The 25599-nt window shown below is 63.2% G+C and carries 17 protein-coding genes; 3 read left to right on the top strand and 14 right to left on the bottom strand.

Annotated elements, in window-relative coordinates; all coding sequences use genetic code 11:
• Positions 1–4 precede the first annotated feature (4 nt).
• The 4 genes from FLM52_02340 to FLM52_02325 all read right to left on the bottom strand — a co-directional run bounded on the left by FLM52_02340 (position 5) and on the right by FLM52_02325 (position 6163).
• The gene (locus FLM52_02340) at positions 5–3112 is read right to left on the bottom strand and encodes a sarcosine oxidase subunit alpha family protein (GenBank protein NVN54644.1); all 3108 of its coding nucleotides are present in this window, start codon (positions 3110–3112) and stop codon (positions 5–7) included.
• Positions 3109–3435 carry a sarcosine oxidase subunit delta gene (locus tag FLM52_02335; protein NVN54643.1) on the bottom strand — a complete coding sequence of 109 codons (327 nt, stop codon included), beginning with the start codon at positions 3433–3435 and terminating at the stop codon, positions 3109–3111. The genes FLM52_02340 and FLM52_02335 overlap by 4 nt, the downstream gene beginning before the upstream one ends.
• 25 nt (positions 3436–3460) lie before the next feature.
• On the bottom strand, positions 3461–4711 hold the full coding sequence (locus FLM52_02330; protein NVN54642.1) for a sarcosine oxidase subunit beta family protein: 1251 nt from the start codon (positions 4709–4711) through the stop codon (positions 3461–3463).
• A gap of 141 nt (positions 4712–4852) precedes the next feature.
• On the bottom strand, positions 4853–6163 hold the full coding sequence (locus FLM52_02325) for a serine hydroxymethyltransferase (GenBank protein NVN54641.1): 1311 nt from the start codon (positions 6161–6163) through the stop codon (positions 4853–4855).
• 373 nt (positions 6164–6536) lie between these two features.
• Between FLM52_02325 and FLM52_02320 the strand changes: the two genes are divergently transcribed.
• A complete protein-coding gene (locus FLM52_02320) occupies positions 6537–7427 on the top strand; it encodes an AEC family transporter (protein NVN54640.1) in 891 nt (296 codons plus the stop codon).
• Between the two features lie 559 nt (positions 7428–7986).
• On the opposite strand, the gene nhaC is transcribed toward FLM52_02320, so the two are convergent.
• Both nhaC and FLM52_02310 read right to left on the bottom strand, forming a co-directional pair.
• Positions 7987–9519: a Na+/H+ antiporter NhaC gene (nhaC, locus tag FLM52_02315; GenBank protein NVN54639.1), complete on the bottom strand. Its 1533-nt coding sequence runs from the start codon at positions 9517–9519 to the stop codon at positions 7987–7989.
• Positions 9520–9717: 198 nt separating this feature from the next.
• Positions 9718–10827 (bottom strand): hybrid-cluster NAD(P)-dependent oxidoreductase, encoded by a 1110-nt coding sequence (locus FLM52_02310; protein ID NVN54638.1) that lies wholly within the window; start codon positions 10825–10827, stop codon positions 9718–9720.
• A 620-nt stretch (positions 10828–11447) separates the two neighbouring features.
• Between FLM52_02310 and FLM52_02305 the strand changes: the two genes are divergently transcribed.
• On the top strand, positions 11448–12731 hold the full coding sequence (locus FLM52_02305; protein NVN54637.1) for an aromatic ring-hydroxylating dioxygenase subunit alpha: 1284 nt from the start codon (positions 11448–11450) through the stop codon (positions 12729–12731).
• 146 nt (positions 12732–12877) lie between these two features.
• On the opposite strand, the gene cyoE is transcribed toward FLM52_02305, so the two are convergent.
• Genes cyoE through cyoA form a run of 5 tightly spaced genes read right to left on the bottom strand, consistent with a single transcriptional unit; the run spans position 12878 to position 17682 of the window.
• Positions 12878–13732, bottom strand: a complete 855-nt coding sequence (gene cyoE / locus FLM52_02300; protein ID NVN54636.1) for a protoheme IX farnesyltransferase — start codon at positions 13730–13732, stop codon at positions 12878–12880.
• A gap of 13 nt (positions 13733–13745) precedes the next feature.
• Complete coding sequence (gene cyoD / locus FLM52_02295) at positions 13746–14075, bottom strand: cytochrome o ubiquinol oxidase subunit IV (GenBank protein ID NVN54635.1); 330 nt, start codon at positions 14073–14075, stop codon at positions 13746–13748.
• Positions 14072–14698 (bottom strand): cytochrome o ubiquinol oxidase subunit III, encoded by a 627-nt coding sequence (gene cyoC / locus FLM52_02290; GenBank protein ID NVN54634.1) that lies wholly within the window; start codon positions 14696–14698, stop codon positions 14072–14074. Before cyoC ends, cyoD begins: the two co-directional genes overlap by 4 nt.
• A 2-nt stretch (positions 14699–14700) precedes the next feature.
• Positions 14701–16710 (bottom strand): cytochrome o ubiquinol oxidase subunit I, encoded by a 2010-nt coding sequence (gene cyoB, locus FLM52_02285; protein NVN54633.1) that lies wholly within the window; start codon positions 16708–16710, stop codon positions 14701–14703.
• Positions 16711–16713: 3 nt separating this feature from the next.
• Positions 16714–17682, bottom strand: a complete 969-nt coding sequence (gene cyoA, locus FLM52_02280; GenBank protein ID NVN54632.1) for a ubiquinol oxidase subunit II — start codon at positions 17680–17682, stop codon at positions 16714–16716.
• A gap of 1443 nt (positions 17683–19125) precedes the next feature.
• On the opposite strand from cyoA, the gene FLM52_02275 reads away from it, so the two are divergent.
• On the top strand, positions 19126–19755 hold the full coding sequence (locus tag FLM52_02275) for a flavin reductase family protein (GenBank protein NVN54631.1): 630 nt from the start codon (positions 19126–19128) through the stop codon (positions 19753–19755).
• 141 nt (positions 19756–19896) lie between these two features.
• On the opposite strand, the gene FLM52_02270 is transcribed toward FLM52_02275, so the two are convergent.
• The 3 genes from FLM52_02270 to FLM52_02260 form a co-directional block, all read right to left on the bottom strand.
• Positions 19897–20136, bottom strand: coding sequence for a hypothetical protein (locus tag FLM52_02270; protein ID NVN54630.1), 240 nt, complete (start codon positions 20134–20136; stop codon positions 19897–19899).
• A 264-nt stretch (positions 20137–20400) separates the two neighbouring features.
• Positions 20401–23427, bottom strand: coding sequence for a molybdopterin-dependent oxidoreductase (locus tag FLM52_02265; GenBank protein ID NVN54629.1), 3027 nt, complete (start codon positions 23425–23427; stop codon positions 20401–20403).
• Positions 23424–25187 carry an NADH-quinone oxidoreductase subunit F gene (locus FLM52_02260; protein NVN54628.1) on the bottom strand — a complete coding sequence of 588 codons (1764 nt, stop codon included), beginning with the start codon at positions 25185–25187 and terminating at the stop codon, positions 23424–23426. Before FLM52_02260 ends, FLM52_02265 begins: the two co-directional genes overlap by 4 nt.
• Positions 25188–25599: the final 412 nt, after the last annotated feature.

Raw genomic sequence — 25599 nt, 5'->3', positions numbered from 1 at the left:
GGCATCAGACATGCTGGCGCTCCCCTTTCTTGTCGTAGAACACCGGTGAGGTGATTTCGGCTTCCAGCGTCGTACCATCGGCCTGGGGCAGGAACACCGTCTCGCCGATGCGCTTGGCACCGCCCTTGACCACCGCCAGCGCGAAGCCATGCCCCAACGTCGGGCTGTAGTAGCTGGAGGTCACATGGCCGACCATCGGCATCGGGATGGCGTGCTCGGGGTCGAAGACGATCTGCGAGCCTTCCGGCAGCACGATGCGCTCATCGCCGGCCTTCTTGCGCGTCGGAATCAGGCCGACCATCTGCTTGCGGTCGTCGCGGCGGGTATCCGGACGCGACAGCGCACGCTTGCCGATCCAGGAATACGGCTTGTTGTAGCCGACGCACCACTGCATGCCGAGGTCTTCCGGGGTGATCGAGCCATCGGTGTCCTGACCGACGATGATGAAGCCCTTCTCGGCGCGCAGCACGTGCATGGTCTCGGTGCCGTAGGGCGTGAGGCCGTACTTCTGGCCGCACTCGAACAGACGCTTCCAGACATGCAGCCCGTAGTTGGCCGGCACGTTGAGCTCGTAGGACAGCTCACCGGTGAAGGAGATGCGGAAGATGCGCCCGGGAATGTCGGCGATCAGCCCTTCGCGCACTTCCATGAACTTGAAGCTGTCGCGGTCGAGGTCGATATCGGTCAGCTCGCCGACCAATGCACGCGCCTCGGGGCCGGTGACGGTCAGGGTCGCCCAGTGATCGGTGACGCTGGTCATCTGCACGTCCAGTTCCGGCCATTCGGTCTGATGCCACAGCTCCAGCCATTCCAGGATCGCGGCCGCGCCACCGGTGGTGGTGGTCATCAGGAAGTGGTCTTCGGCCAGACAGGTGGTGACACCATCGTCCATCACCATGCCGTCGTCATGACACATCAGGCCGTAGCGCGCCTTGCCGACGCCCAGCTTGGCCCAGGCGTTGGTGTAGATACGGTTGAGGAACTCGCGCGCATCGCGACCGGTGATGTCGATCTTGCCCAGGGTCGAGGCGTCCAGCACGCCGACCTTCTCGCGCACCGCCAGACACTCGCGCTCCACCGCGGCGTGCATGTCTTCACTGCCCTGCGGGTAATACCACGGGCGCTTCCACTGGCCGACATCCTCGAATTTCGCTCCCTGCGCCAGGTGCCATTCGTGCATCGCGGTGTAGCGGATCGGATCGAACAGCTCGTTGCAGTGACGACCGACGATGGCACCGAAGGTCACCGGGGTGTAGTTGGGGCGGAAGACGGTGGTGCCGGTGTCGGGGATGGTCTGCCCCAGACAGCGCGCGGCGATGGCCATGCCGTTGATGTTGCCCAGCTTGCCCTGATCGGTGCCGAAGCCCATCGCGGTGTAGCGCTTGACGTGCTCGATGGACTCGAAGCCCTCGCGGGTGGCCAGCTCGATCCCGGCGGCGGTCACGTCGTTCTGCAGATCGACGAACTGCTTGGGGGCGCGAGCGGTGGGCTTGTCGTGCGGCACCTGGTAGAGCGGCAGCAGCGGGGCTTCTGCCAGCTCGGAGACTGCCGGCACCTCGCACGCCGCGACCTCGAACTCGCAGGCTTCCACCGCGGCGACACCGCTGGCGTAGGCCGCGACCAGCACGTCTTCCAGCGCGAAGCTGCCATTGGCGGCGCCGCAGGCATCGAAGCCCTTGAGCATCGGGGCGCCCAGCGCCGGCAGGAAGCCGTGGATCTCGTCGCTCCATACCGGACGTGCGCCGGTGTGCGCTGCCAGGTGAACCACCGGGCTGTAGCCGCCGGAGCTTGCGATGGTGTCGCAGGCGAGCTCTTCCACCGCCCCCGTCACACTGAAGGCATCGATATCGATGGCCGCGATGCGCGCGCCTGTCACGCGACGCTCGCCCTTGGCCTCGATCACGGCGGCACCGGCGATGATGCGGATGCCCGCGGCACGCGCCGCCTCGACCATCACGCCGGAAGGGGCCGGGCGCGCATCGGCGATCGCGACCACTTCACGACCGGCCGCCTTCCAGGCCAGCGCCGCGCGATAGGCGTGGTCGTTGTTGACCGACAGCACCAGTTTGTCACCGGCGGCGACGCCGTAACGGGTCAGATAGGTGGTGACGGCACCGGCCAGCAGGTTGCCCGGCACATCGTTGTGGCTGTAGACCAGCGGCCGCTCGTGGGCGCCGGTGGCCATGATGACGCGATGGGCACGCACGCGGTGCAGGCGTGAACGTGCCTGACGCGCGCCACGGGCATTCAAGGGCGCGAGATCGGCCTGATGTTCGGTACGGCGCTCGTGCAGGGTCACGAAGTTGTGATCGTGGTAGCCGTTGGCAGTGGTGCGTGGCAGCAGCTGCACATCCTCGCAGGCTTCGAGTTCCGCCAGCACGGCATCACGCCATTCGATGGCCGGCTTGCCGTCCAGGGTCTGATCGAGACAGTCCGCCGACATGGAGAGCAGCGAGCCACCCAGCTCTTCCTGCTCATCACACAGGATGACGCGCGCGCCACTGCGGGCCGCAACCAGCGCCGCCATCAGGCCCGCCGGGCCGGAGCCGATCACCAGCACATCGGTGTGCTGATGCAGGTGATCGTAGATGTCCGGATCGTCCTCGAGCGGAGAACGCCCGAGACCGGCGGCCTTGCGGATGTACTTTTCATACGTCATCCACAGCGAGGCCGGCGCCATGAAGGTCTTGTAGTAGAAGCCCGGTGGCATGAACTTGCCGCCCAGCTTGCCGACCTGCGGCAAGAAGCGGCTCATCAGGTCCTTCTGGGCCTTGACCCAGCCGCTGACGGCGTGGGCTTCCAGGCCTTCATAGAGCGCCTGCTGGGTGGCCCGCACGTTGGGCACCTGACCCGCTTCGGTGCTGCCCAGCTGCAGGATGGCGTTGGGCTCTTCAGCACCGGCGGCGACCAGGCCGCGCGGACGCGCATACTTGAAGCTGGCGTTGAGCACGTCGAGGCCGTTGGCCATCAGTGCCGAGGCGAGGGTATCGCCTGCCAGGCCCTGATAGCGCTTGCCATTGAAGGTGAAGGTCAGCGGCGTGGCGCGGTCGATGCGTCCACCCGAGGCGAGACGGCGCGGGGCAGCGGCGGTCTGGTGGTCTTGCTGGTTCATGCGCTCACCCCCTTGGCTTGCGTGGTCGGATCGGCTTTCGTCTCACCGGTGATGCTGGGCTGCTCGCCCATGCGGTAGGTCTCGAGAATCTCGTAGGTCACGGTATGGCGGGTGATGTTGAAATACTTGCGACAGCCCACGGCGTGAATCCACAGCTCGTGGTGAACGCCACGCGGGTTGTTGCGGAAGAACAGATAATCCCCCCACTCGGCATCGGAGCAGGCTTCGGGGTCCTTCGGGCGCTCGATATGCGCCTGGCCCTTGACGTGGAATTCCTCTTCCTCGCGCAGCTCGCCGCAGTAGGGACAGAAGATATGCATCATGGTCGGTCGTCTCCTGACGGCAGGTTCAGTGCGCGACGCCAGCGGCGCCGTGTTCGTCGATCAGCTTGCCCGTGTTGAAACGGTCATAGGAGAAGGGTTCCGCCAGCGGATGGGTGCGCCCCTTGGCCAGTGTCCAGGCAAAGACGTTGCCGGACCCCGGCGTGGCCTTGAAGCCACCGGTGCCCCAACCGCAGTTGAAATAGAGCCCCTTCACGGGCGTCTTGGAAATGATCGGGCAGGCGTCCGGACAGGTATCGACGATGCCGCCCCACTGACGGTTCATGCGCACCCGTGAGAAGACCGGGAACATCTCGACGATGGCCTGCAGGGTGTGCTCGATGGTCGGGTAGCTGCCACGCTGGCCATAGCCCACATAACCATCAATGCCGGCACCGATGACCAGGTCGCCCTTGTCGGATTGGCTGATGTAGCCGTGGACGTGATTGGACATCACCACAGTGTCGAGAATCGGCTTGAGCGGCTCGGAGACCAGCGCCTGCAGCGGGTGGGATTCCAGCGGCAGGCGGAAGCCGGCCTTCTCGGCCATCACGCCGGAGTTGCCGGCGGTGACCACGCCGACACGCTTGGCACCGATGAAGCCGCGCGAGGTTTCCACCCCGACGATGGCGCCATCCTGCTTGCGGAAGCCGGTGACCTCGGTCTGCTGGATCAGATCGACACCCAGGCTGTCAGCACCGCGCGCGAAGCCCCATGCCACGGCGTCGTGACGCGCCACGCCGCCGCGCGGCTGCCAGGAGGCACCGAGGACCGGATAGCGTGCCCGGCTCGAGCAGTCCAGTGCAGGTACCAATTCCTGCACCTGCTGGGCGTCCAGCACTTCGCCATCGATGCCCTGCAGACGATTGGCATTCACGCGGCGCTGGATGTCACGCATGTCCTGCAGGGTGTGGCCCAGGTTGAGCACGCCACGCTGGGAGAACATCACGTTGTAGTTCAGGTCCTGAGACAGGCCTTCCCACAGCTTCATGGAATGCTCGTAGAGCGCCGCCGCCTCGTCCCACAGATAGTTGGAGCGCACCAGGGTGGTGTTGCGCGCGGTGTTGCCGCCGCCCAGCCAGCCCTTCTCGATCACCGCGACATTGGTGATGCCGTGCTCCTTGGCCAGGTAGTAGGCCGTGGCCAGACCATGCCCGCCGCCACCCACGATGACGACGTCGTATTCCTTCTTGGGTTCTGGGCTACGCCAGACCTTCTGCCAGTTCTCATGGTGGCTGAGCGCATGCTTGACCAGCCCGAATCCCGAGTAACGCTGCATTTGCCACCCTCCTCACATCTTTGCCACCGCAAGCGCTGTCCGGTGCTCTCGCCCGAGTGATATCTGTTCTTGTCACCCGAGTGATGTCTCTGCGCTTGCGGCATGTGTCGTTGTTATCGTTGTCTCTCGCCAGCGCCTTGTTCAGGCAAGTGCGGTGGGGTCGGTCACGCTGTTGGATGCGTAGACCGGGAAGCGTGCACAGACTTCCTCGACCTTGCCGCGCACCTCGGCTTCCACCTTGGCGCTCTCGCCGGTGGACAGCGCGTCGAGCAGATCACAGATCCAGCCGGCCAGTGCCTCGCACTCCGCCTCGCCGAAACCGCGCGTGGTGGCGGCCGGGGTGCCGATGCGCAGCCCGGAGGTCACGAAGGGGCTCTGCGGGTCATTCGGCACGCTGTTCTTGTTGACGGTGATGTGGGCGCGGCCCAGTGAGGCATCCGCGTCCTTGCCGGTCACGCCCTGGCGGATCAGCGAGACGAGGAACAGATGGTCATCGGTGCCGCCGGAGACCACGTCATAGCCGCGCGCCATGAAGACCTCGGCCATCACGCGGGCATTGGCGATCACGCGGGCCTGATAGCTGACGAAGTCCTGGCTCATCGCTTCCTTGAAGGCCGCGGCCTTGGCGGCGATGACGTGCATCAGCGGGCCGCCCTGCTGACCGGGGAAGACGGCGCCATTGAGCTTCTTGTGCAGCGCTTCATCACCGGTGGCGGAGAGGATCAGGCCACCGCGCGGGCCGCGCAGCGTCTTGTGGGTGGTAGTGGTGACGACATGGGCGTAGGGCAGCGGGCTCGGGTAGTGACCCGCCGCGACCAGACCGGCCACATGGGCCATGTCGACCATCAGCCAGGCACCGATCTCGTCGGCGATATCGCGGAAGCGACGCCAGTTGACCACGCGCGAGTAGGCGGAGAAGCCGGCGATGATCATCTTCGGCTTGTGCTCACGTGCCAGACGCTCCATCTCCTCGTAGTCCAGCTCGCCGCTTTCGGTCAGGCCGTATTGGATGGCGTTGTAGTGCTTGCCGGAGAAGTTGGGGGCCGCACCATGGGTCAGGTGACCGCCATGCGCCAGGCTCATGCCGAGGATGGTGTCACCCGGCGAGACGAGTGCCATGAACACGGCCGCATTGGCCTGGGCGCCGGAGTGCGGCTGCACGTTGGCATAGTCACAGCCGAACAGCGCACAGGCGCGCTCGATGGCCAGCGTCTCGACCTTGTCGACGTATTCGCAGCCGCCGTAGTAGCGCTTGCCCGGATAGCCTTCGGCATACTTGTTGGTCAGCTGGCTACCCTGGGCTTCCATCACCAGCGGGCTTGCATAGTTCTCGGAGGCGATCAGCTCGATATGCGCTTCCTGACGCGCTGTCTCTTCGAGGATGGCCTCGGCCAGTGCAGGGTCGAGTCTGGCCAGTCGGTCATCACGGGTGTAGCCATGTTGCTGAGACATTGCGCGCCTCCGGTAAGCGGATCGTTGTTGTTGGAGTGGTTCGATGAAGGGTGATCAGTGATCGTCTGTTCGCTCAGATCCTGTCGAGTCAGCCCGGCGCCAAGGCCTTGGGTGGCTGTCTTGACCCGATACTAGCCCTGCCCCCCTGCGGCAAACTGCTTGTCAGCGTCACCCCGCAGCGCGAATGCGACATCGGCAGGCAAAAACGACATCCCGTCGGCCCGCACAGAGCTGCTGCGAATGATGGCTGCCCGCCACTGGCGCTACACCGACGCCCCATCGGGCAGGTATGCTAGACACCGATATCGTGCGATCAGGCACCGGATGACGACTGATCCATGCAAGTGCGCGCCTGGGGAAGGGAGTTGAGAATATGCTGATGGAATTGCTGGCGGTGATGGCACCGGTACTGTGTGGCGCCGCCATCGGCTTCTTCTGGGTCAGGCTTGGCAATGACTACCCGATGGCCTTCGTCACCCGACTGGTGCTCTACATCGGCACACCGGCACTGATCCTCAATGCGCTGGGCAGCGCCGAGATCGACAACTCGAGCTTCCTGCGTACGGGCCTGGCGACGCTGTCCGTGATGGCCCTGCTGCTGGCGCTGAGCTGGCCCTTCGCGCGCCTGATCGGCAAGCCCTGGAAGGTGGCGGTGGCGCCATTGCTGTTCTCCAACGTCGGCAACATGGGTCTGCCCGTCTCGCTCTACGCCTTCGGCCAGGCCGGCTTCGCCTACGCCATCACCATCATGGTCACCATGTCGCTGCTGCAGTTCACCCTCGGCGCCTGGCTTGCCAGTACCAGCGGCAACCCGCTGCGCAGCGTGGTGCGCTCGCCGACCATCTGGTCCAGCATCGTCGCCACCGGCATGCTGCTCAGCGACATGCACATGCCACGCTTTGTCGCCAACAGCCTGGAGCTGATCTCCGGCTTCACGGTGCCGCTGATGCTGATCACCCTGGGCGTGTCGCTGGCCAGCATTCGCGTCAAGAATCTGGCCGCGGGCGTGGGCTTCAGTGTCCTGCGCATTCCCTTTGCCGCCCTGTGTGCCTGGGGGATCGGCACCCTGCTGGACCTGCCCCCGCTGGCACTGCATGTGTTGACCATGCAGATGGCCATGCCGGTGGCTGTCTACAACTACATGTTCGCCCAGAAGGCCGGGCGTGAGCCGGAGTACGTGGCCACGCTGGTGTTCTGCTCGACGCTCGCCGCCTTCCTCTATCTGCCCATGCTGCTGGCGGCGATGGGGGCGACACTGGACTGACCCGACGGCGGCTGCCCGAGCCTTCCCGCAGTAAATGACAGGCATAAAAAAACCACGCGAGCCTGAAGCTTGCGTGGTCGTGTGACACCTTCCTGCGGAAACTGCCGTGCCGTGAAGAAGACGGTATTGCACCATCCCGATATTGAGCAGCACGGCGCTTCCTGTTGCGACGATCAGCCTTGTAGTCCTGCTGGCACCCGCTCCCGGCCTGGAGGTGGCGCACCGTTCCCCTGTGTCATCATTGCCCTTTTGACCAAACCCGTGACTGGAGTGGCAGTCGTGGACCTGACGTGAACGCTCTCCGCTCTCGACCCGCAGCTGAAGATGGCATGCAGCCCAACGGGGCCTTGTGCTCATGACACCAGGGCGACACCTGGCATGGCCTGGCGAGACTTCTCGCAGAGCCCCTGCACTGCATGCGCTCATTCACGTGGCAACATCTGAAGGGTAGCCCCGAAGTCGTCTGCACCTCCAGATGGTTTGTGCCGTCTTCCTGCGCGAGTCGACTTGCTCATGAACCTGAGCATGAAGTCTTAGAGCACTCATACCCGGCAGACTGTCAACGCACCTCAGGCGTGGCGGTTTGCAGTCCCGCCAGGCCCTCGGCCTGCTGCTGACGCAGCTGGGCCAGCGTTGTCACGGCATGTCCGCTGGCTTGCCATTCGGCGCGCTCGGCATCATCGGCCCGGATGATGCAGCGTCCAAGCAGGGTGTAGAGCAGCCCCAGCAACGGCGACAGCCAACAGGCGAAGGCCAGCGGTATGTAAAGCAGACCCTCCATGCCCACGCCACCGGCCATCAGCCCCAGTGAGCTGACGACCACCGCGCCGCCGGCATTCCAAGGAATCAGCGGCGAGATCAGCGTGCCGCCCTCTTCCAGTGAGCGCGACAGATTGAGCGTCGAGTATCCCTCACCCCGATAGATCGGCGCGTACATGCGCCCCGGCAGGGCGATGGAGAGGTAGGGGTCGCCCGCGATGACATTGGTCAGCGCCGCCGTGGAGCTGGCCGCGACCTGCAGACCGAAGATACCGCGCACCTTGACCAGCACCGCGGCACACAGCGCCTCCAGACAGCCGATGATTTCCAGCAAGCCCCCGAAGGCCAGTGCGATCATCACCAGCAGGATGACCCAGGCCATCGACATGATGCCGCCGCGATTGAGCAGGCTGTCGATCTCGCTCACGCCGGTGCTCAAGGCGTAGCCGCCCTGCATATAGCCGAACAGCGCCTTGACCGCCTCACCCTGTACGCCGAATGCCACGACCGCCCCGGCCAGTACCCCGACGAACAGCGCCGGCAGTGCCGGCATGCGCGCAACGGCCAGCGTCATGACCAGCAGCGGCGGCATCAGCACCCACAGATTGAAGGTGAAGTGTCCGGAAAGCCCTTCGGTGATGGCGGTGATGCGCTCGAGATCCAGCACCTGACCGGCGGCGAGCAGATTGCCGGCGACCAGGTAGACCACCAGCGCGATCAGCATGGCGGGAATGGTGGTCGGCATCATGTTGCGAATGTGCGCGAACAGATTCACGCCCGTCACCGCCGGCGCCAGATTGGTGGTATCCGACAGCGGCGAGACCTTGTCACCGAAGAAGGCGCCGGACACCACCGCGCCGGCGGTCCACCACGGCGGAATGCCGAAGCCGGCCCCGATGCCCATCAGCGCAAGCCCCACCGTGCCCACGGTGCCCCAGCTGGTACCCAGCGCCACCGAGACCACCGCGCACAGCAGCATGGCCGCTGCCAGGAAGTATTCCGGCGAGACCAGCTTGAGCCCGTAGTAGATGATCATCGGTACACTGCCGGAGGCGATCCACACCCCGACCGTCATGCCGACCAGAATCAGGATCGCGATGGAAGGCAGGCCGACACGCACGATGCGCATCATGCCCTCTTCCATCGCCGACCAGCCGTGGCCCAGCTTCCAGCCGATCAGCGCCGTGATGGCGACACCGCATACCAGCGGCACATGCGGGGTGAATTCGCCGAACACGAACAGTTGCAACGCAAGAACGGCCAGGGTGGCCACGATAGGCAGGCAAGCCATCTTGAGCGATGGCCGGAGTGGGGTCTTCACGTCCCGAGTCATGTCTTGCTCCATTAGCTAGTTGTACTTTTTGTACTCCTAACGCTAATGGGGCCCGAGAAGTCGCGGCTGACTGACTGCGTCATCCAACCGCGCAAATGCGACATGTCCTCTCATTTAGCCAGCGTATTTATCCAGCGCCTGCGCCCGCCCGTGAATATCGCTCGCGAAAGCCAGCAGGGCGGGAGGCCAGGTTGTGGATCAGTAATCGATCACCACATCGCCATTGGGCACACTGCAGCAGGACAGGATGAAGCCTTCGGCGACGTCTTCGTCGGTAATGCCGCCGTTGTGTTCCATCGCGACCTCGCCGGAGACCTTCTGCACCCGGCAGGTGCCGCAGATGCCCATGCCGCAGGCCTTGGGAATATGCAGACCCAGTTTGGCGGCAGCGGCGTGGACGGTTTCGCCCGGGGCGATCTGCACCGACTTGCCGGTGGCGGAGAACTCGACCCGCATGAGATCGGAGCGGTCCAGTTCATCGGCCAGCACCTCGGCCTGTTCGGCCTGCTCGATGGCTTCTTCCTCGACCTCGACCGGCGTGGCGCCGAAGGATTCCTCGTGATAGCGGCTCATGTCGAAGCCGTGGCTGCGCAGCAGGTGCTTGATCGCATTCATGTAGGGCGTGGGCCCACAGCAGAAGATCTCGCGTTCCATGAAGTCCGGCGCGATCATCTCGAGCATCGCGTCGGTGAGATAGCCGCGATAGCCGGACCAGGTCTGGCCCGTCTCGAAGCGCTCGCAGATGACGTGCAGGTTGAACTCCGGCACGCGGGAATCCATGAACTCGAGCTGACGCCAGAAGATGATGTCGCGCGGGCTGCGCGCACTGTGCACGAAGGAGATGTCCACGTTGGCGTTGGTATCGAAGTACCAGCGCGCCATCGACATCAAGGGCGTGATGCCCACGCCACCGGACAGCATCAGAATGCGTTCCGCCGGGTAGTCGATGCAGTTGAAGTTGCCCACCGGGCCATGCACCGCCAGCACATCGCCTTCATTGAGGTTGTCGTGCAGCCAGTTGGAGACCAGCCCGCCCGGCACGCGCTTGACGGTGATCGAGAAGCTGTAGGGCACCGACGGTGAGCTGGAGATGGTGTAGGAGCGCATGATCTGCTGGGCATCGATCTCGAGCTCCAGGGTCACGAACTGTCCCGGCTTGAAGAAGAACATCACCGGCTGTTCGGCCATGAAACAGAAGGTGCGCACGTCCCAGGTTTCCTGAATGACCTTCACGCAGCGCACGCCATGTCGACCGTTGGTCCAGGTCTGCGTCGTAACCGGATTGAAGTTGCTGAGAGTGGTGCTCATGAAGGCCTCGCTGGGCATGTTGTTCTTGGAGACATGTTCGTGAAGAGACAGTGTCAGGCCACCCTGCGCTGCGTGCGCGGCCAACGGTGGGACATGCTCAGGATTGTCGAGTCAGCGCCCGGCAGACATTTATCCGTGCACGACAGAAACATGCCCGATCCCTCCAATCACGCCCCGCAGTCCCCTGCCCACGCCTCACCGCTGCGCCTGCCTGTGCCTCGAAGGTCCTGCGCAGCCAACCGACGTCGGAAATACATCATTGAGCGTCGCCATCAGACATAGGTCGCGACTTGAGCTCAGCCACACTGCGCTCCATGCGTGGCAATGCCATTCAGACCTCATGCGGGCCGCCTGAACTTCCACGCTGACCATCCTGTTGAGCGAGCGGCCTCCTGGCATGCGCCGCCCTCGACACCCGAACCGACCAGGACGGGACGACGCACCGCGCGATGCATCGGCATTCACTCATAGGTGCACTGATGTCGACTCGCGGTGCTGCCCGGCAATGGTCTGTTCACTCGTTCTCTCTGTCCCGGCTTCACAACAACAATGATCAGCACACTCACTCAACCCAAGGCGACCCTGCTCCCGGCGCCTACCGACCGTGCGAGGACACCGCGATGAGCGACTTACTGGAACACGCTCAGGATCAGCAGCGTCAGGCGGTACGCGAGGCCGCCGCGCGGCTTCTACAGGCCCGCAGTCCCGGCTACACCCTGCCCCAGCCCTTCTACAATGATCAGCGCCTGTTCGATCTCGACATGAAGGAGATCTTCGAGCGCGAGTGGCTGTTTGCCGGTCTCAGCAGCGAGATTCCGCTCAAGGGCAACTTCATGACCATGGACGTGGGCAACAGTCCGATCATCATCGTGCGCGGTGACAACGGGGCCATCCATGCCTTCCATAATGTCTGTCGTCATCGCGGGTCCCGCCTGTGCAGCACCGAGCGTGGCAAGGTCGCCAAGCTGGTGTGCGGCTATCACAAGTGGACCTATGAGCTGGATGGCCGTCTGCTGTTCGCCGGTTCCGACATGGGCACCACCTTCGATACCAGTGAGTACGGCCTGCACCCCGTCCACGTGCGCTCAGCCGGTGGCATGCTGTTCATCAACCTCGCCGAGCAGCCCGAGAACTGTGAGCCCTTCTTCAAGACGCTGGAGTTCTACCTCAAGCCCTACGACATGGAGAACGTCAAGGTCGCGGCCAGCTCCTCCATCATCGAGGAAGGCAACTGGAAGCTGGTGATCGAGAACAATCGCGAGTGCTATCACTGCGATGGCTCCCACCCGGAGCTGCTCAACACCCTGCAGGAATTCGATGACACCGATGACCCCCGTGCCACCGAAGCCTACAAGGCGATGGTCGCGAAGAAGCAGGCCGACTGGGATGCCGAGAAGGTGCCCTATCAGCTGGTGCGCTTCGGTCGTCGCAATCGCATGACGCGCACGCCGCTGCTGGAAGGCACCGTCTCGATGACCACGGACGGCACTCCAGCATGCAAGAAGCTGTTGGGTCGCCTGCAAAGCCCCGACATGGGCTCGCTGCGCATCCTCAACCTGCCCAACTCCTGGAACCACTTCATGGGCGATCATGCCGTGGTCTTCCAGGTCGACCCGATCGGCCCCCTCAAGACCCGCGTGACCACCAAATGGCTGGTGCACAAGGACGCGGTGGAAGGTATCGACTACGACCTGGCGAAGCTGCGCAAGGTGTGGGATGCCACCAATGATCAGGACCGTCAGCTGGTGGAAGAGAACCAGCGCGGCGTCAACTCCAGCGCCTATCAGCCCGGCCCCTACTCGGCGACCTTCGAGTTCGGTGTCGTCGACTTCGTCGACTGGTATGCCGAGCGCATGCAGGAAGCGCTCAAGGAACAGCAGGAGCCGCATCTGCAGCTGGCCTGAGGGCTTGAGCCCTTGAGTCCTCGAAACCTGAGTCTCTGAAAGACAGGCAAGAAAAAACCCGCCACCGGCAAGCCGGTGGCGGGTTTTCTGGCTTTCACCCAGGCAACACGCCGAAGGCGGGTCACCCGGGAGGTACTACGGCTGGATTACAGCTGCGTGTCCAGGCTCATCATCAGGCTGAGCGCCATGACGATGATGATGGAGAAGCCGAACAGCTTGCGTGCCCAGGAGGCATCAGGCTGATCCTTGAGGCGCCAGGCGGCCAGATACAGCCACCAGCCACCCGTGACGGTCGCGACTACCAGATACCAGATGCCGGTATATCCCCACAGTGTCAGCAACAGCGACACCGGGATGAAGCCGGCAATGTACCCCGTCACTACACGCTTGGCATGCTCCATGCCTCGCGCTACCGGGAGTACCGGAATATTGGCGGCCCGATAGTCATCGACACGAAACATGGCAATCGCATAGGAATGCGGCATCTGCCACATGCTGAAGATGATCAACAGCAGCAGCGCCCCCATGTCCGCCTGACCGGTGACGGCCAGGTAGCCGACCACTGGCGGCGCAGCGCCGGACAGTGAGCCGATGAGGGTGCCATACACCGAGCCACGCTTGAGCCACATGCTGTAGGCCCCGACGTAGATCACGAAGCCCAGCCCCACGGCGATCATCGCCATGAGATTGGTCATCGCGGCCAGAAGCCAGAAGCCCGCAAGGCCCAGCACGCTGCCGAAGACGAAGGCCCCCTTCAGCGAGATGTCGCCCTGCACCAGAGCACGGCCCTGGGTACGTGCCATGTGGCGGTCGATATCGCGATCGATGCAGTTGTTGAACACACAGCCTGAGGCCACGATCAACGCCACCCCGACCAGGGTGGCGATGAACAGCGCCCAATCCACCTCACCACCGGAAGCGAGAAAGAAGCCGCCGCTGACGGTGATCAGGTTGCCGAAGATAATGCCCGGCTTGGTGGTACGCAGGTAGTCCTTGATCATCAGGCTCACGCTATCAGATGGGCATCATGTTCTGATTCAGCTCGATCATGATCCATATGGAACCACCAACGACGATTGCCACGATCACCACGGTGAACAGCATGGCCATGACATTCCAGCTCTGCTCCTTGGAGCCGTCCAGGTGCAGGAAGAAGTACAGCTGCACGAAGACCTGAGCGATGGCGAAACCGTAGATGGCCCAGATCACGCCGACACCCGGATCATCCATCATCATCACCATCCCGAACGGGATGATGGTCAGGATGATGGAGAGAATCAGACCGGTCACGTACTGCTTGACGCTGCCGTGATTGTCGTTGTGGTCGTTGTTGGAATGGCTCATAGCATCACTCCTGTGAGATAGACGACGGTGAAGACGCAGATCCAGATGACGTCCAGGAAGTGCCAGAACAGGCTGAGCATCATCAGACGACCGCGATGCACTTCCGTCAGACCTTTCTTCTTGACCTGGAAGATCAGCAGCGCCATCCAGATCAGACCGACGGTCACGTGCAGACCGTGGGTGCCGACCAGGGTGAAGAAGGCAGACAGGAACGCGGACTTGTCCGGACCCTGGCCGTTCACGATCAGGTGGTAGAACTCATAGATTTCCATCGCGATGAAGCCTGCGCCACAGGCGAAGGTGATCATCAGCCACTTGATCACCGCGGAGCTGTCCCCGCGGTTCATGCCCAGCATCGCCAGGCCGTAGGTGAAGCTCGAGGCCAGCAGCAGCGCGGTCTCGACCAGCACGAAGTTCAGCTCGAAGATCTCGGCGCCCGTCGGGCCACCGGCATAGGCCTGGCTCAGTACCACGTAGACCGCGAACAGCATCGCGAACAGGATGCAGTCGCTCAGCAGATAGAGCCAGAAACCGAAGACCTTCAGGCCGTTGGTATCGTGATGCTCGTGATCGTCATGGGCGTCATGCGCCCCATCGTGAGATGTCATTGCATTATTCGCCATGATTACCCCTGAACCACTGTGTCGTTAGGTGTGCGGGCGCTGGGCAGGGCGCGACGCTCGCGACCCTCACGCTCGACACGCTCCACTTCCTCGACGGACACGTAGTAGTCGATGTCGTAGTTGAAGGAGCGCACGATGAAGGTAGCGATCATGCCGACCAGCCCGACCACGGCCATCCACCAGATGTGCCAGACCAGAGCGAAACCGAACACCAGGCTGAAGGCGGAGATGATGACGCCAGCAGCGGCGTTGCGCGGCATGTGGATCGGCGCATAAGGCTTCTTGGCCTCCTGCTCGATGCCACGTTCCTTCATTTCCCAGAACTCGTCGAGCTCGGAAACCTGCGGCTCGTGAGCGAAGTTGTAGAACGGTGCCGGTGAAGTGGTGCTCCACTCCAGGGTACGACCGCCCCAGATATCGCCAGTGGTGTCCTGCAGCTGCTTGCGGTTCTTGATGCTGACCGCGATCTGGATCACGGTGCAGGCGATACCGATCAGGATCAGGACAGCACCGATGAAGGCGACGACCAGGTACGGCACCCACAGCGGGTTGTCGACGTGCTGCAGACGACGGGTCATGCCCATGAAGCCGAGGATGTACAGCGGCATGAAGGCGAGGTAGAAGCCAGTGATCCAGAACCAGAAGGAACGCTTGCCCCACTTCTCGCACAGCATGAAGCCGGTCGCTTTCGGGAACCAGTAGGTAATACCGGCCATCGCACCGAAGACCACGCCGCCGATGATGACGTTGTGGAAGTGGGCGATCAGGAACAGCGAGTTGTGCAGTACGTAGTTGGCGCCCGGAACGGCCAGCAGAACGCCGGTCATGCCACCGATGGTGAAGGTGACGATGAAGCCCAGGGTCCACAGCACCGGAGAGGTCATTTCGACACGACCACGGTACATGGTGAACAGCCAGTTGAAGATCTTCACACCTGTCGGGATCGAGATGATCATCGTCGCGATACCGAAGAAGGCGTTCACGTCAGCGCCGGCACCCATGGTGAAGTAGTGGTGCAGCCAGACGATGAACGACAGGACGGTGATGACGAGAGTCGCCCACACCAGCGAGGTGTAACCGAACAGCTTCTTCTTGGAGAAGGTGGCGATGACTTCGGAGAACACACCGAAGACCGGCAGCACCAGGATGTACACCTCAGGATGGCCCCAGGCCCAGATGAGGTTGACGTACATCATCATGTTTCCACCAAGGTCATTGGTGAAGAAGTGGAAGTCGAGGTAGCGATCGAGCGTCAGCATCGCGATGGTAGCGGTCAGAATCGGGAAGGCCGCGACGATCAGGACGTTGGCGCACAGTGCGGTCCAGGTGAAGACCGGCATCTTCATCAGGGACATGCCCGGCGCACGCATCTTGAGGATGGTGGCGATGAAGTTGACACCTGTCAGCAGGGTACCGACACCGGAGATCTGCAATGACCAGATCCAGTAATCCACCCCGACCCCGGGGCTGTAATTGGCCCCCGACAACGGCGGATAGGCCAGCCAGCCAGTCTTGGCGAACTCACCCAGACCCAGAGAGATGTTGACCAGCAGCGCGCCGACCACGAACAGCCAGAAGCTGAGCGAGTTCAAAAACGGGAAGGCCACGTCACGTGCGCCGATCTGCAGCGGCACGACAACGTTGATCAGACCGATGACCAGCGGCATCGCCACGAAGAAGATCATGATCACGCCGTGGGCAGTGAAGATCTGGTCGTAGTGATCCGGGGGCAGATAGCCCTGACCACCACTGGACGCCAGCATCTGCTGGGAACGCATCATGATCGCATCGGAGAAACCACGGATCAGCATCACCAACGCGACGATGATGTACATCATGCCGATCTTCTTGTGATCGACAGAGGTGAACCACTCATTCCACAGGTAGGCCCACTTTTTCTTTACCGTGATGAAGCCGACAAGGGCTGCACCACCGAGGATTACCGCCGCAAGCACGATCATGATGATCGGCTCGTGATACGGAACAGCCTCTATTGTGAGTTTTCCAAGCATTGCTTATTCCTCGGTTGCCATCGCAGATTCGGCGTGACCAGAAGCGTCATGATCGGACATGCCGTGTTCGGCGCTGTCGTGATGCATTCCACCCTTCTTCATGTGGCGCATCTGATCATCGCTCATGCCCAGCTCCATGCCGTCCATGTAGGGCGCCATGATCTGCTCATACAGGTTCGGCTTGACCTGACCATAGAAGGTCGGGGCGACGTCTTCGCTCGGCTCCTGGAGAGCGGCGAAGCCAGCATCATCCAGCACCTTGCTGCTGCCGCGTGCCTTCTCGATCCAGGCGTCGAAGTCGCCTTCGCTCATGACATGCGCCTTGAAGTGCATGTCGGCGAAGCCGGCGCCGCTATAGCTGGCAGAGATACCGTCGTAGGTACCCACTTCACTGCCGATCAGGTGCAGACGGTTTTCCATCCCCGCCATTGCATAGATCTGGCTACCGAGCTGCGGGACGAAGAACGAGTTCATCACCGTGTCGGATGTGATGTGGAAGCGAACCTGACGATCCACCGGCATGGCCAGTTCATTGACCGTCGCGATGCCCTGCTCCGGATAGATGAACAACCACTTCCAGTCCATGGACACGACCTGCACCTCGATCGGCTCACCGCCGTCGACGATCTCGGCACGCGGGTCCAGCTCATGCGTGCTCTTCCAGGTCAGGATGCCAAGCGCGAGGATGATCATGCAGGGAATACCCCAGACCACGATCTCGATCTTGGTGGAATGCGCCCAGTTGGGCGTGTAGGTCGCCTTGCTCTGCTTGGTATCGCGATAGCGCCAGGCGAACCACAGCGTCATGAAGATGACCGGGATAACGACCACGAGCATCAGATAGGTAGCAGTCAGGATCAGCGACTTTTCGGATTCACCGATAGGCCCCTTGGGATCGAAGAGTACGGCGTCACAGCCGGACAGCATCAATAATCCCGCGAGGATAGGGAGTCCCCGCAGAGCCCCCCGCATTAGGCTTTTTCTCATCTCACGACCTCGTTGGAACACGCCATGACGTCATGACGAGCCCACATGTGGAACACAGCGTTCGAAGAAATGACCAACAGGAAGCCGTCGATCGTTCGAACGAAATCAGAAGATTTCCCGCAGGCGGGCACAGGATAGAGAAAAGACAGGGGGGCTGACTACGGGGCACGATGACGCACCAGGGGCCACATGCGGATGACTTCGGCCATCCGGCGCGCGCCAATCATGCCTTGAGCGGCATGAGTTCTCTCACGCTCCAGGGGGGTTCAGGCAGCGGGATCGGGTGGCAAAGCCGACACACACCGCGATGATGTCGCGACAGTGCATGCCCTGCAGGAACAGACAGAACCTCAATCGCCAGCCTTCTCCACAATGCCAGCCCCCCTGCCGTGCCTGATGATGCCCGAGAGAATCACGACCTTGTCGCGCCATAATTCAGTGCATCACCGCAGATGTCCTGAACATCGGCGCATCACGCGATATCGAAGCAATCACTGCCGTCATACGATGTTGCGCAATTAAAAACCAAAAAATAACCAAATATCGACATTAAATACCAAAAAAACTGCTCTTTAGCCTTTCAAAAGTGACTGAAGTACTCTCCCAACCAGGGCGCGAGAGGCATTTTCCCGACATGATACTCAAGTGACGTCGGCATTCATTGGCGAGAAACATGCAGCATTATCGATCATGATCTGACAGGTAAATGCACCATGATGCGTCTCGCATGATACTGACACCCTCGATCAACAGGGGACACTTTTTCGCAACCTTGGCATGCCATTCTCATGATCAATGCCGAACCAAATGGCTTGATGGCTGTCATTTTCCGTCATCCATTTACGCGGACTCACCACCTTTCTGCCAGATGACGCCCAGCCCGACATCATAAAAAATATACAAATAAACACAATACAGAAACCTTCTGGTTACCAATATTGCACAAAAATCCGGTTTCTCGCCCCCATTGTGTGACTTGAGTCAGACCAGGAATGAACTCGACCGAGGCGTCAGGAACAACACCCTCAAAAAAGGTCAAGACCTGCGACAATTGACCACACCAAAAATAGGGACAATGATCTGGGAGAATTTCCCGAGACCTTTTCCACGCCCGGCGGCCAGACAGGCCACTCTTCACCAGCACCACCGGCCTATGGCCAGGCGCGATTCGCGTTCCGCATCAACGATGATTCACGGCCCTCGCTAGCCGAGGCGCCCAGATTCGCGAGCTCTTGGTCCGGCAATCACCTGACCTGCCAGGCTCTCACTCTCTCGAATGTCAGTCGCCGTGCGAGATGCTGCCTGAGCGGGTCGAGCGCCATGCCCTGCGACGCAGGCTCTGCCATGACAGCTCCATAACAACAACTCCGCAATGACAGCTCTATGACATCGGCCCTACCACCAGAGCCCTGCAACGAGACCCTCACCATGACTGCCTCCTCGACCACGCATCCCCTCATCGCCGCCGACCAGCTTCCCGCGGGCACCCTCTATCGCCTGTTATCGGGCAGCATCGCACCTCGACCGATCGCCTGGGTATCGACCATCGATGCGGCAGGCAACACCAATCTCGCGCCCTTCTCGTTCTTCACCATCGCCAGCATCAATCCGCCGGTACTCGCCTTCAGCCCGCTGCGCAATGGCGAAGGCAAGACCAAGGACACCCTCAACAACCTCGGGCAGGTGGCGGAGTGCGTCATTCACATCGGTGGCGAGGCGATGAGCGAGGCGCTCAACCTCACCAGCGCCAGCCTCGCGGCCGACGAGGATGAGTTCACCCATGCCGGCCTGAACAAGGTGGCCATGCCGCCGCTTGCGGTTCCGCGCGTGGAGGGCGCCCCGATCGCCTTCGGCTGCCGACTGCGCGACATCATCTCGTTCGGTGATCAACCGCTGGCCGGTTCACTGGTGCTGGCCGAGGTAGTGGTGGTGCATGCCGATGAAGCGGTCTGGGATGGACGGCATGTCGACAATTCGGTACTGCGTGCCATCGGGCGCATGACCGGCAGTGACTATGCACGCACGGATAGCCTGTTCAGCCTGGAGCGCCCCGAGTAACGGACGCAGGTGCAGAGACATTTACTCCGCCCTTTTCGATGATGAGCCTCCCATACGCAAAAGGGCCTGTCAGTCGACAGGCCCTTGTGTACATCAGGTAAACGGTGTCAGTGCGTGGCGCGCAATCTTCCCGGCGCGCGCCTAGCGAAGCCCGGGCAGCAGATACTTGTCCAGCGCCTGGCGCACCGACGGCAGCAGGATATCGGAGTGCATCACCAGCTCGCGCACCAGTTCCTGCAAGCCCGGCACACCCACCTCGGCATGCTTTCTGAGTGCCATGCGTGCGCAGGTGTCCGCGCAGGCATGCTCGGAAATCTGCACGCCAAGCGCCACCAGCCGCTCACGAAAGTCTTCGTGATCAATCAGCTCCACGATCATCATCGTCATTCTCCTTGCTCGCTGACGGCGGGCATTGTCATTGGTATTGACCCACTCTGTTCTGAGCATCGCCCTTGTGAGGATAGCCGAAATGCACGACGGGCTGTCTCCGACATTCTGGTCAGACCGGGGCGGCCTCTGCGTGCCTGCCCACGCCACTGGCGTAGGCATTTGCGCCAGACGCGCCCTTTCCTTTCCCTCTCTTTCGCCTCTCTTTCCCTCTCTTTCGCCTCTCTTTCCCTCTCCTCCTCTCACCTCCCCTCGGGTTCAGGTGTCCAGACTGGCCGAAGCAGGTTCAGCTCTGGCCAGACGACAGGCGGCGTACTTGAACTCGGGAATCTTGCCCACCGGATCGAGCGCCGGATTGGTCAACAGGTTGGCGGCAGCCTCGGCGTAGCAGAATGGCACGAAGACCATGCCGGCCGGCGTCAGCGGATCGGCGCGGGTGGCAAGAGTGATCTGGCCACGCCGCGTGGTGATCGAGAGCGGCTCGCCCGGCGTGATGCCCAGGCGCTCCAGCTCCACCGGATTGAGCGTGGCCACGGCGGCCGGCTCGAGGTTGTCGAGCACCTCCGCGCGGCGCGTCATCGAGCCAGTATGCCAGTGCTCCAGCTGACGACCGGTGGTCAACACCGTCGGGTAGTCGTCATCCAGCGTCTCATCCGGCGGCGTGGGCCAGGTCGGCACGAAGCGGGCACGGCCACTGGCGCGCGGGAAGCCCTCGCCGAACACCACATCCTCGCCCTCACCTCCCGGCGTCAGGCACGGATAGGTCACCGAGTGCTCCTCGGACAACCGCGCCCAGTCGATGTTGTCGAGGTAATCCATGCCCTGTTGCATCTCGGCGTAGATGTCCTCCGGCCCGGCGTAATCCCAGCCAAGCCCCATGCGCCGCGCCAGCTGCTGGGTGATCCACCAGTCCGGCTTGGCCTCGCCCGGGGCGCGCAGTGCCGCTCGCCCGCGCTGCACCTGCCGGTTGGTATTGGTGACGCTGCCGTCCTTCTCCGGCCAGGCGTACGAGGGCAACACCACATCGGCGAACTGTGCCGTCTCGGTGACGAAGATGTCCTGCACCACCAGGTGGTCCAGATGCGCCAGCGCGCTGCGCGCATGCTCGAGATCCGGGTCCGACATCGCCGGGTTCTCGCCGAGAATGTACATGCCGCGGATCTGATCGGCGTGGATGGCGTGCATGATCTCCACCACCGTCAGGCCCGGCGTCGCCGAGAGCGGCGTATCCCACAGCGCTTCCAGCCGCTCGCGCGCCGCCGTGTCACCCACCGGCTGATAGTCGGGGAAGACCATTGGAATCATCCCGGCATCCGAGGCGCCCTGGACGTTGTTCTGGCCGCGCAGTGGGTGCAGGCCGGTGCCTTCACGCCCGACATGACCACACACCAGCGCCAGCGCGATCAGGCAGCGCGCGTTGTCGGTGCCGTGGGTGTGCTGCGAGATGCCCATGCCCCAGAAGATCATCGCGCGCCTGGCGGTCGCATACTCGCGGGCCACGGCGCGAATCTCTTCTGCCGCCACGCCACACAGCGGCGACATCGCCTCCGGTGTCAGCGCCGCGACATGCTCCGCCAGCGCGGCGAAGTCCTCGGTGTGTGCCTCGATATAGGCCTGATTGGCCAGCCCCTCGCTGATGATGACGTTGAGCATGGCATTGAACAGCGCCACGTCCGCCCCCGGCGTGAACTGGACCGAGCGATGCGCCTGACGACGCAGCGCCAGCGCGCGCGGGTCGATCACCACGATGCGCGTACCACGCTTGGCGGCGCGCTTGAAGAAGGTCGCCGCCACCGGATGATTGACGCCCGGGTTGCAGCCGGTCAGCACGATCAGATCGGACTGCTCGGCCTGCATGAAGGAGGCGCTCACGCCGCCCGAGCCGACGCCTTCCATCAGCGCCGCCACCGAGCTTGCATGACACAGGCGCGTGCAGTGATCGACATGGTTGGAACCGAAGCCGGTGCGCACCAGCTTCTGGAACAGCCACGCCTCCTCGTTGGTGCACTTGGCGCTGCCGAAGCCCGCCAGGCTGTCGGGGCCATGCGCGCGCTTGAGGCGCATGAGCCCCTCGGCCGCGACCTCGAGGGCCTCGTCCCAGCTGGCCTCACGGAAGTGGGTCAGCGGATGGGCGGGGTCAAAGTTCGCATCCAGCCCCTTGGCCACGCCGTCACGGCGAATCAGGGGGCGGATCAGACGCTCCGGATGGCGCGGATAATCGAAGCCGAAGCGCCCCTTCACGCACAGCCGACCGTGGTTGGAGGGCCCGTCGCGGCCACTGACCGCAATGATGTTGTCCAGCCGCGTATCCGCGACGCGCTGCCGGCGCTTGTCAGTCTGGAGGGAGCCGCCGTCCGCCATGCCCTGCTGGGCATCCGCCAGGGTCGCGACCGGCTGACCCTCGACACTCAATGCCTCGCCGCTGCCGCGACTGACCTGATACTCCAGCTGACAGCCCACGCCGCAGTACGGGCAGATGGAGGCGACGCGCTCATCGACGGCGGCGCTGTCGCCGAAGCCCTGCTCATCCACCTGAGCGGCGGGCATCAGGGCGCCGGTCGGGCAGGCCTGCACGCACTCGCCGCAGGCGACGCAGGTGCTGTCGCCCATCGGGTCCTCGAGATCGAACACGATGCGCGTATTGCTGCCGCGCCCCGCCAGCCCGATCACGTCATTGACCTGCACCTCGCGACAGGCGCGCACGCACAGACCGCAGCTGATGCAGGCGTCATGATTGACCGCCATCGCGGTATGGGAGTGATCGAGAGCGCTGGCCTGCGTCGGCAACCACTCTTCCACGGTCTCCCCCAGCCACTCGCGGACCGTCTCGCGGGCGCCGCCCAGGGTCTCGCGAGCGTGCCCGACATCCACCGCCAGCAGCTCGGCCATCGCCATGAAGTGACTGCTGACATCGGGATTGTGCGCCTCGGCGGGCATGTCGGCGGCGAGCAGCTCCACCACCATCGCGCGCGCCTCGCCGGCACGCCGTGAACTGGCACTGCGCACCACCATGCCCGCCCGCGCCTCGCGGATGCAGCTGGCAGCAAGGGTGCGCTCGCCATCGATCTCGACCATGCAGGCGCGACAGTTGCCATCGCCGCGATAATCCGGCGCTTCGCTGTAGCAGAGATGGGGAATCGTCTCGCCGGCACGCTTGGCGATCTTCCATAGCGTCTCGCCGGGATAGGCCGTCACCTCGGCGCCATCCAGCGTGATGGTGAAGCCATCCTCGCGCAGCGGCTGATCATCCGAGGACGAGTTGCCCAATCCTGTCAGCGCATTCATGCCTCACCTCCCGTGGTGTCAGCCGCGTGGCTCGTGGCGATCAAGCGCACCCCGCTGCTGGCGAGGGTCTCCCGGAAGTCCTTGAGCAGGCCGAGCACCGGATTGGGCGCGGCCTGGCCAAGCCCGCAGATCGAGGCGTCCATCATCACCTGCGACAAGCGCGTCAGCAGCGTCTCATCCCACTCATCACCACTGAGCGCCGCCAGCATCTGGCGCGTGCCGACACGACACGGCGTGCACTGGCCGCAGGACTCGTCCATGAAGAAGCTCATCAGATTGCGTGCCACCGCCGCCAGGTCGTCCTTATCCGACAGCACCACCACCGCGGCCGAGCCGATGAAGCAGCCGTGGGCCTGCAGGGTGTCAAAGTCCAGTGGCAGGTCCGCCTTGCTGGCCGGCAGAATGCCGCCGGAGGCCCCGCCGGGCAGATAGGCACGCAGGCGATGGCCGTCGGCCATGCCGCCGCCATATTCCTCGACCAGCTCGCTGAGCGTGATACCAGCCGGTGCCAGATACATGCCCGGGCGTCTGACGCGCCCGGAGAGCGAGAAGCTGCGCAGCCCCTGACGTCCCTGACGCCCGGCCGCGACGTAGTGGTCATGGCCTTCGCGATGGAGCCGCGCGATCCAATAGACCGTCTCGACGTTGTTGACTAGGGTCGGGCGACCGAACAGCCCGCACTGGGCCACGAAGGGCGGACGCTGACGCGGCTTGCCGGGCTTGCCTTCCAGCGACTCGATCAGTGCCGATTCCTCGCCACAGATATAGGCGCCGGCGCCACGCCGCAGCTGGATATAGCCCGGCGCGACGAGGCCTGCGGCTTCCAGCTCCGCGATGCACTCGCGCAGCACCTCATTCAGGGTCGGGTACTCGTCGCGCAGATAGAGGTAGAGTGCCTCGGCCTCGATGGCATGCGCACTGGCCAGCGCGCCCTCGAGGAAGGTGTGCGGCTCACGCTCCAGATAGCAGCGGTCCTTGAAGGTGCCGGGCTCGCCTTCATCGGCGTTGATCACGCAATAGCGCGGCCCCGCCTCGGCACGCACGAAGCCCCACTTGCGAAACGTCGGGAAGCCCGCCCCGCCCAGGCCACGCAGTCCGGCCTGCTCGATCATCTGCGCCAGGTCCTCGATGCTGACCTCGCCGCCATCGAGCGCGGCGAGCAGCCCATAGCCGCCACTGGCGCGATATTCCGCCAGCCGCGGATAGTCGAGACTCGCAGCCGGCGCGGCATGCACATGGCCTTCGGCAAGCGCCGCCGTGACGCCTTCCACGCTGGCGTGGCCGAGATGGTAATGCCCGACCTCCGCCACCGGCGCACTGTCGCAGCGCCCCATGCAGGGCGCACGCAGCACGCGCACCTGTTCGGGGTCCAGCCCCGAGGCGAGACCGGCGCGCAAGGCCTCGGAGCCGGCCAGCTGACAGGACAGCGAATCACAGACGCGCACGGTCAGTGCCGCGGGCGGCGTCTCGCCATCGCGAACCACGGTGAAATGGGCATAGAAGGTGGCCGTCTCGTAGACCTCGGCCATCGGCAGGCGCATCCACTCGGCCAGCGCACGCAGATGGGCCAGCGTCAGGTAGCCGACCTCATCATTGAGCACGTGCAGATATTCGAGCAGAAGGTCACGCTGCGCCGGGGCATCGCCCAGCAGGCGCTGTACCTCGGCCCAGGCCTCGGCATCCAGCGGACGGCCGCGCAACTGGCTGCGCGAACGGCGGCGAGCGACAGGTGTCGGCTCGGTCAGGGTCTCAGGCGTCATGGCGGCACCACGGTGTTGTTATTGGGCAGGAGCAGGCAAGTACTGGCGTATCGCGCGAGGAGTGAAGTCTCGGGCGCGAAAGTGGTGCGCGGTCAGGGAGTACGCACCACTTTCCTTCACTGTAGATCGCAATCTACAAAGCGGGCACACCTGCGACAACCGCTCTGAGCGCTGAATCGCCCCCTATGTCAGTCACGCATATGCCGGCGTCGTATCCAGCTAACTCGCTCTCGCCCAGCCCTCACACAATCACCGAGGTCCGGTGGCGACCTGCCCCGCAGTCAGCTCGTCATTACGTTCTGGATTGCCACCGCGCTCTGGATTGCCATTCCCCCCACTTCCCACATCGCAGACCCGGGAGACACCCACGACAACACCTCGCTTCGCGCCAGCTGCCCTGCCCGGCAGGCGA

The sequence above is a fragment of the bacterium Scap17 genome, assembly GCA_013376735.1.
Taxonomy (GTDB): Bacteria; Pseudomonadota; Gammaproteobacteria; order Pseudomonadales; family Halomonadaceae; genus Cobetia.
The sequence above is the reverse complement of the archived record's forward strand: the minus strand, read 5'-3'. Positions and strand labels throughout refer to the sequence as shown.

What these genes read in the sequence shown, in the direction of transcription:
- cyoC (NVN54634.1), bottom strand. Translation starts at nt 14,698, where the DNA reads ATGGCGAATAATGCAATGACATCTCACGATGGGGCGCATGACGCCCAT.
- FLM52_02325 (NVN54641.1), bottom strand. Translation starts at nt 6,163, where the DNA reads ATGTCTCAGCAACATGGCTACACCCGTGATGACCGACTGGCCAGACTC.
- cyoA (NVN54632.1), bottom strand. Translation starts at nt 17,682, where the DNA reads ATGCGGGGGGCTCTGCGGGGACTCCCTATCCTCGCGGGATTATTGATG.
- cyoB (NVN54633.1), bottom strand. Translation starts at nt 16,710, where the DNA reads ATGCTTGGAAAACTCACAATAGAGGCTGTTCCGTATCACGAGCCGATC.
- FLM52_02335 (NVN54643.1), bottom strand. Translation starts at nt 3,435, where the DNA reads ATGATGCATATCTTCTGTCCCTACTGCGGCGAGCTGCGCGAGGAAGAG.
- FLM52_02270 (NVN54630.1), bottom strand. Translation starts at nt 20,136, where the DNA reads ATGATGATCGTGGAGCTGATTGATCACGAAGACTTTCGTGAGCGGCTG.
- FLM52_02320 (NVN54640.1), top strand. Translation starts at nt 6,537, where the DNA reads ATGCTGATGGAATTGCTGGCGGTGATGGCACCGGTACTGTGTGGCGCC.
- cyoD (NVN54635.1), bottom strand. Translation starts at nt 14,075, where the DNA reads ATGAGCCATTCCAACAACGACCACAACGACAATCACGGCAGCGTCAAG.
- FLM52_02310 (NVN54638.1), bottom strand. Translation starts at nt 10,827, where the DNA reads ATGAGCACCACTCTCAGCAACTTCAATCCGGTTACGACGCAGACCTGG.
- cyoE (NVN54636.1), bottom strand. Translation starts at nt 13,732, where the DNA reads ATGATCAAGGACTACCTGCGTACCACCAAGCCGGGCATTATCTTCGGC.
- nhaC (NVN54639.1), bottom strand. Translation starts at nt 9,519, where the DNA reads ATGACTCGGGACGTGAAGACCCCACTCCGGCCATCGCTCAAGATGGCT.
- FLM52_02305 (NVN54637.1), top strand. Translation starts at nt 11,448, where the DNA reads ATGAGCGACTTACTGGAACACGCTCAGGATCAGCAGCGTCAGGCGGTA.
- FLM52_02340 (NVN54644.1), bottom strand. Translation starts at nt 3,112, where the DNA reads ATGAACCAGCAAGACCACCAGACCGCCGCTGCCCCGCGCCGTCTCGCC.
- FLM52_02275 (NVN54631.1), top strand. Translation starts at nt 19,126, where the DNA reads ATGACTGCCTCCTCGACCACGCATCCCCTCATCGCCGCCGACCAGCTT.
- FLM52_02260 (NVN54628.1), bottom strand. Translation starts at nt 25,187, where the DNA reads ATGACGCCTGAGACCCTGACCGAGCCGACACCTGTCGCTCGCCGCCGT.
- FLM52_02330 (NVN54642.1), bottom strand. Translation starts at nt 4,711, where the DNA reads ATGCAGCGTTACTCGGGATTCGGGCTGGTCAAGCATGCGCTCAGCCAC.
- FLM52_02265 (NVN54629.1), bottom strand. Translation starts at nt 23,427, where the DNA reads ATGAATGCGCTGACAGGATTGGGCAACTCGTCCTCGGATGATCAGCCG.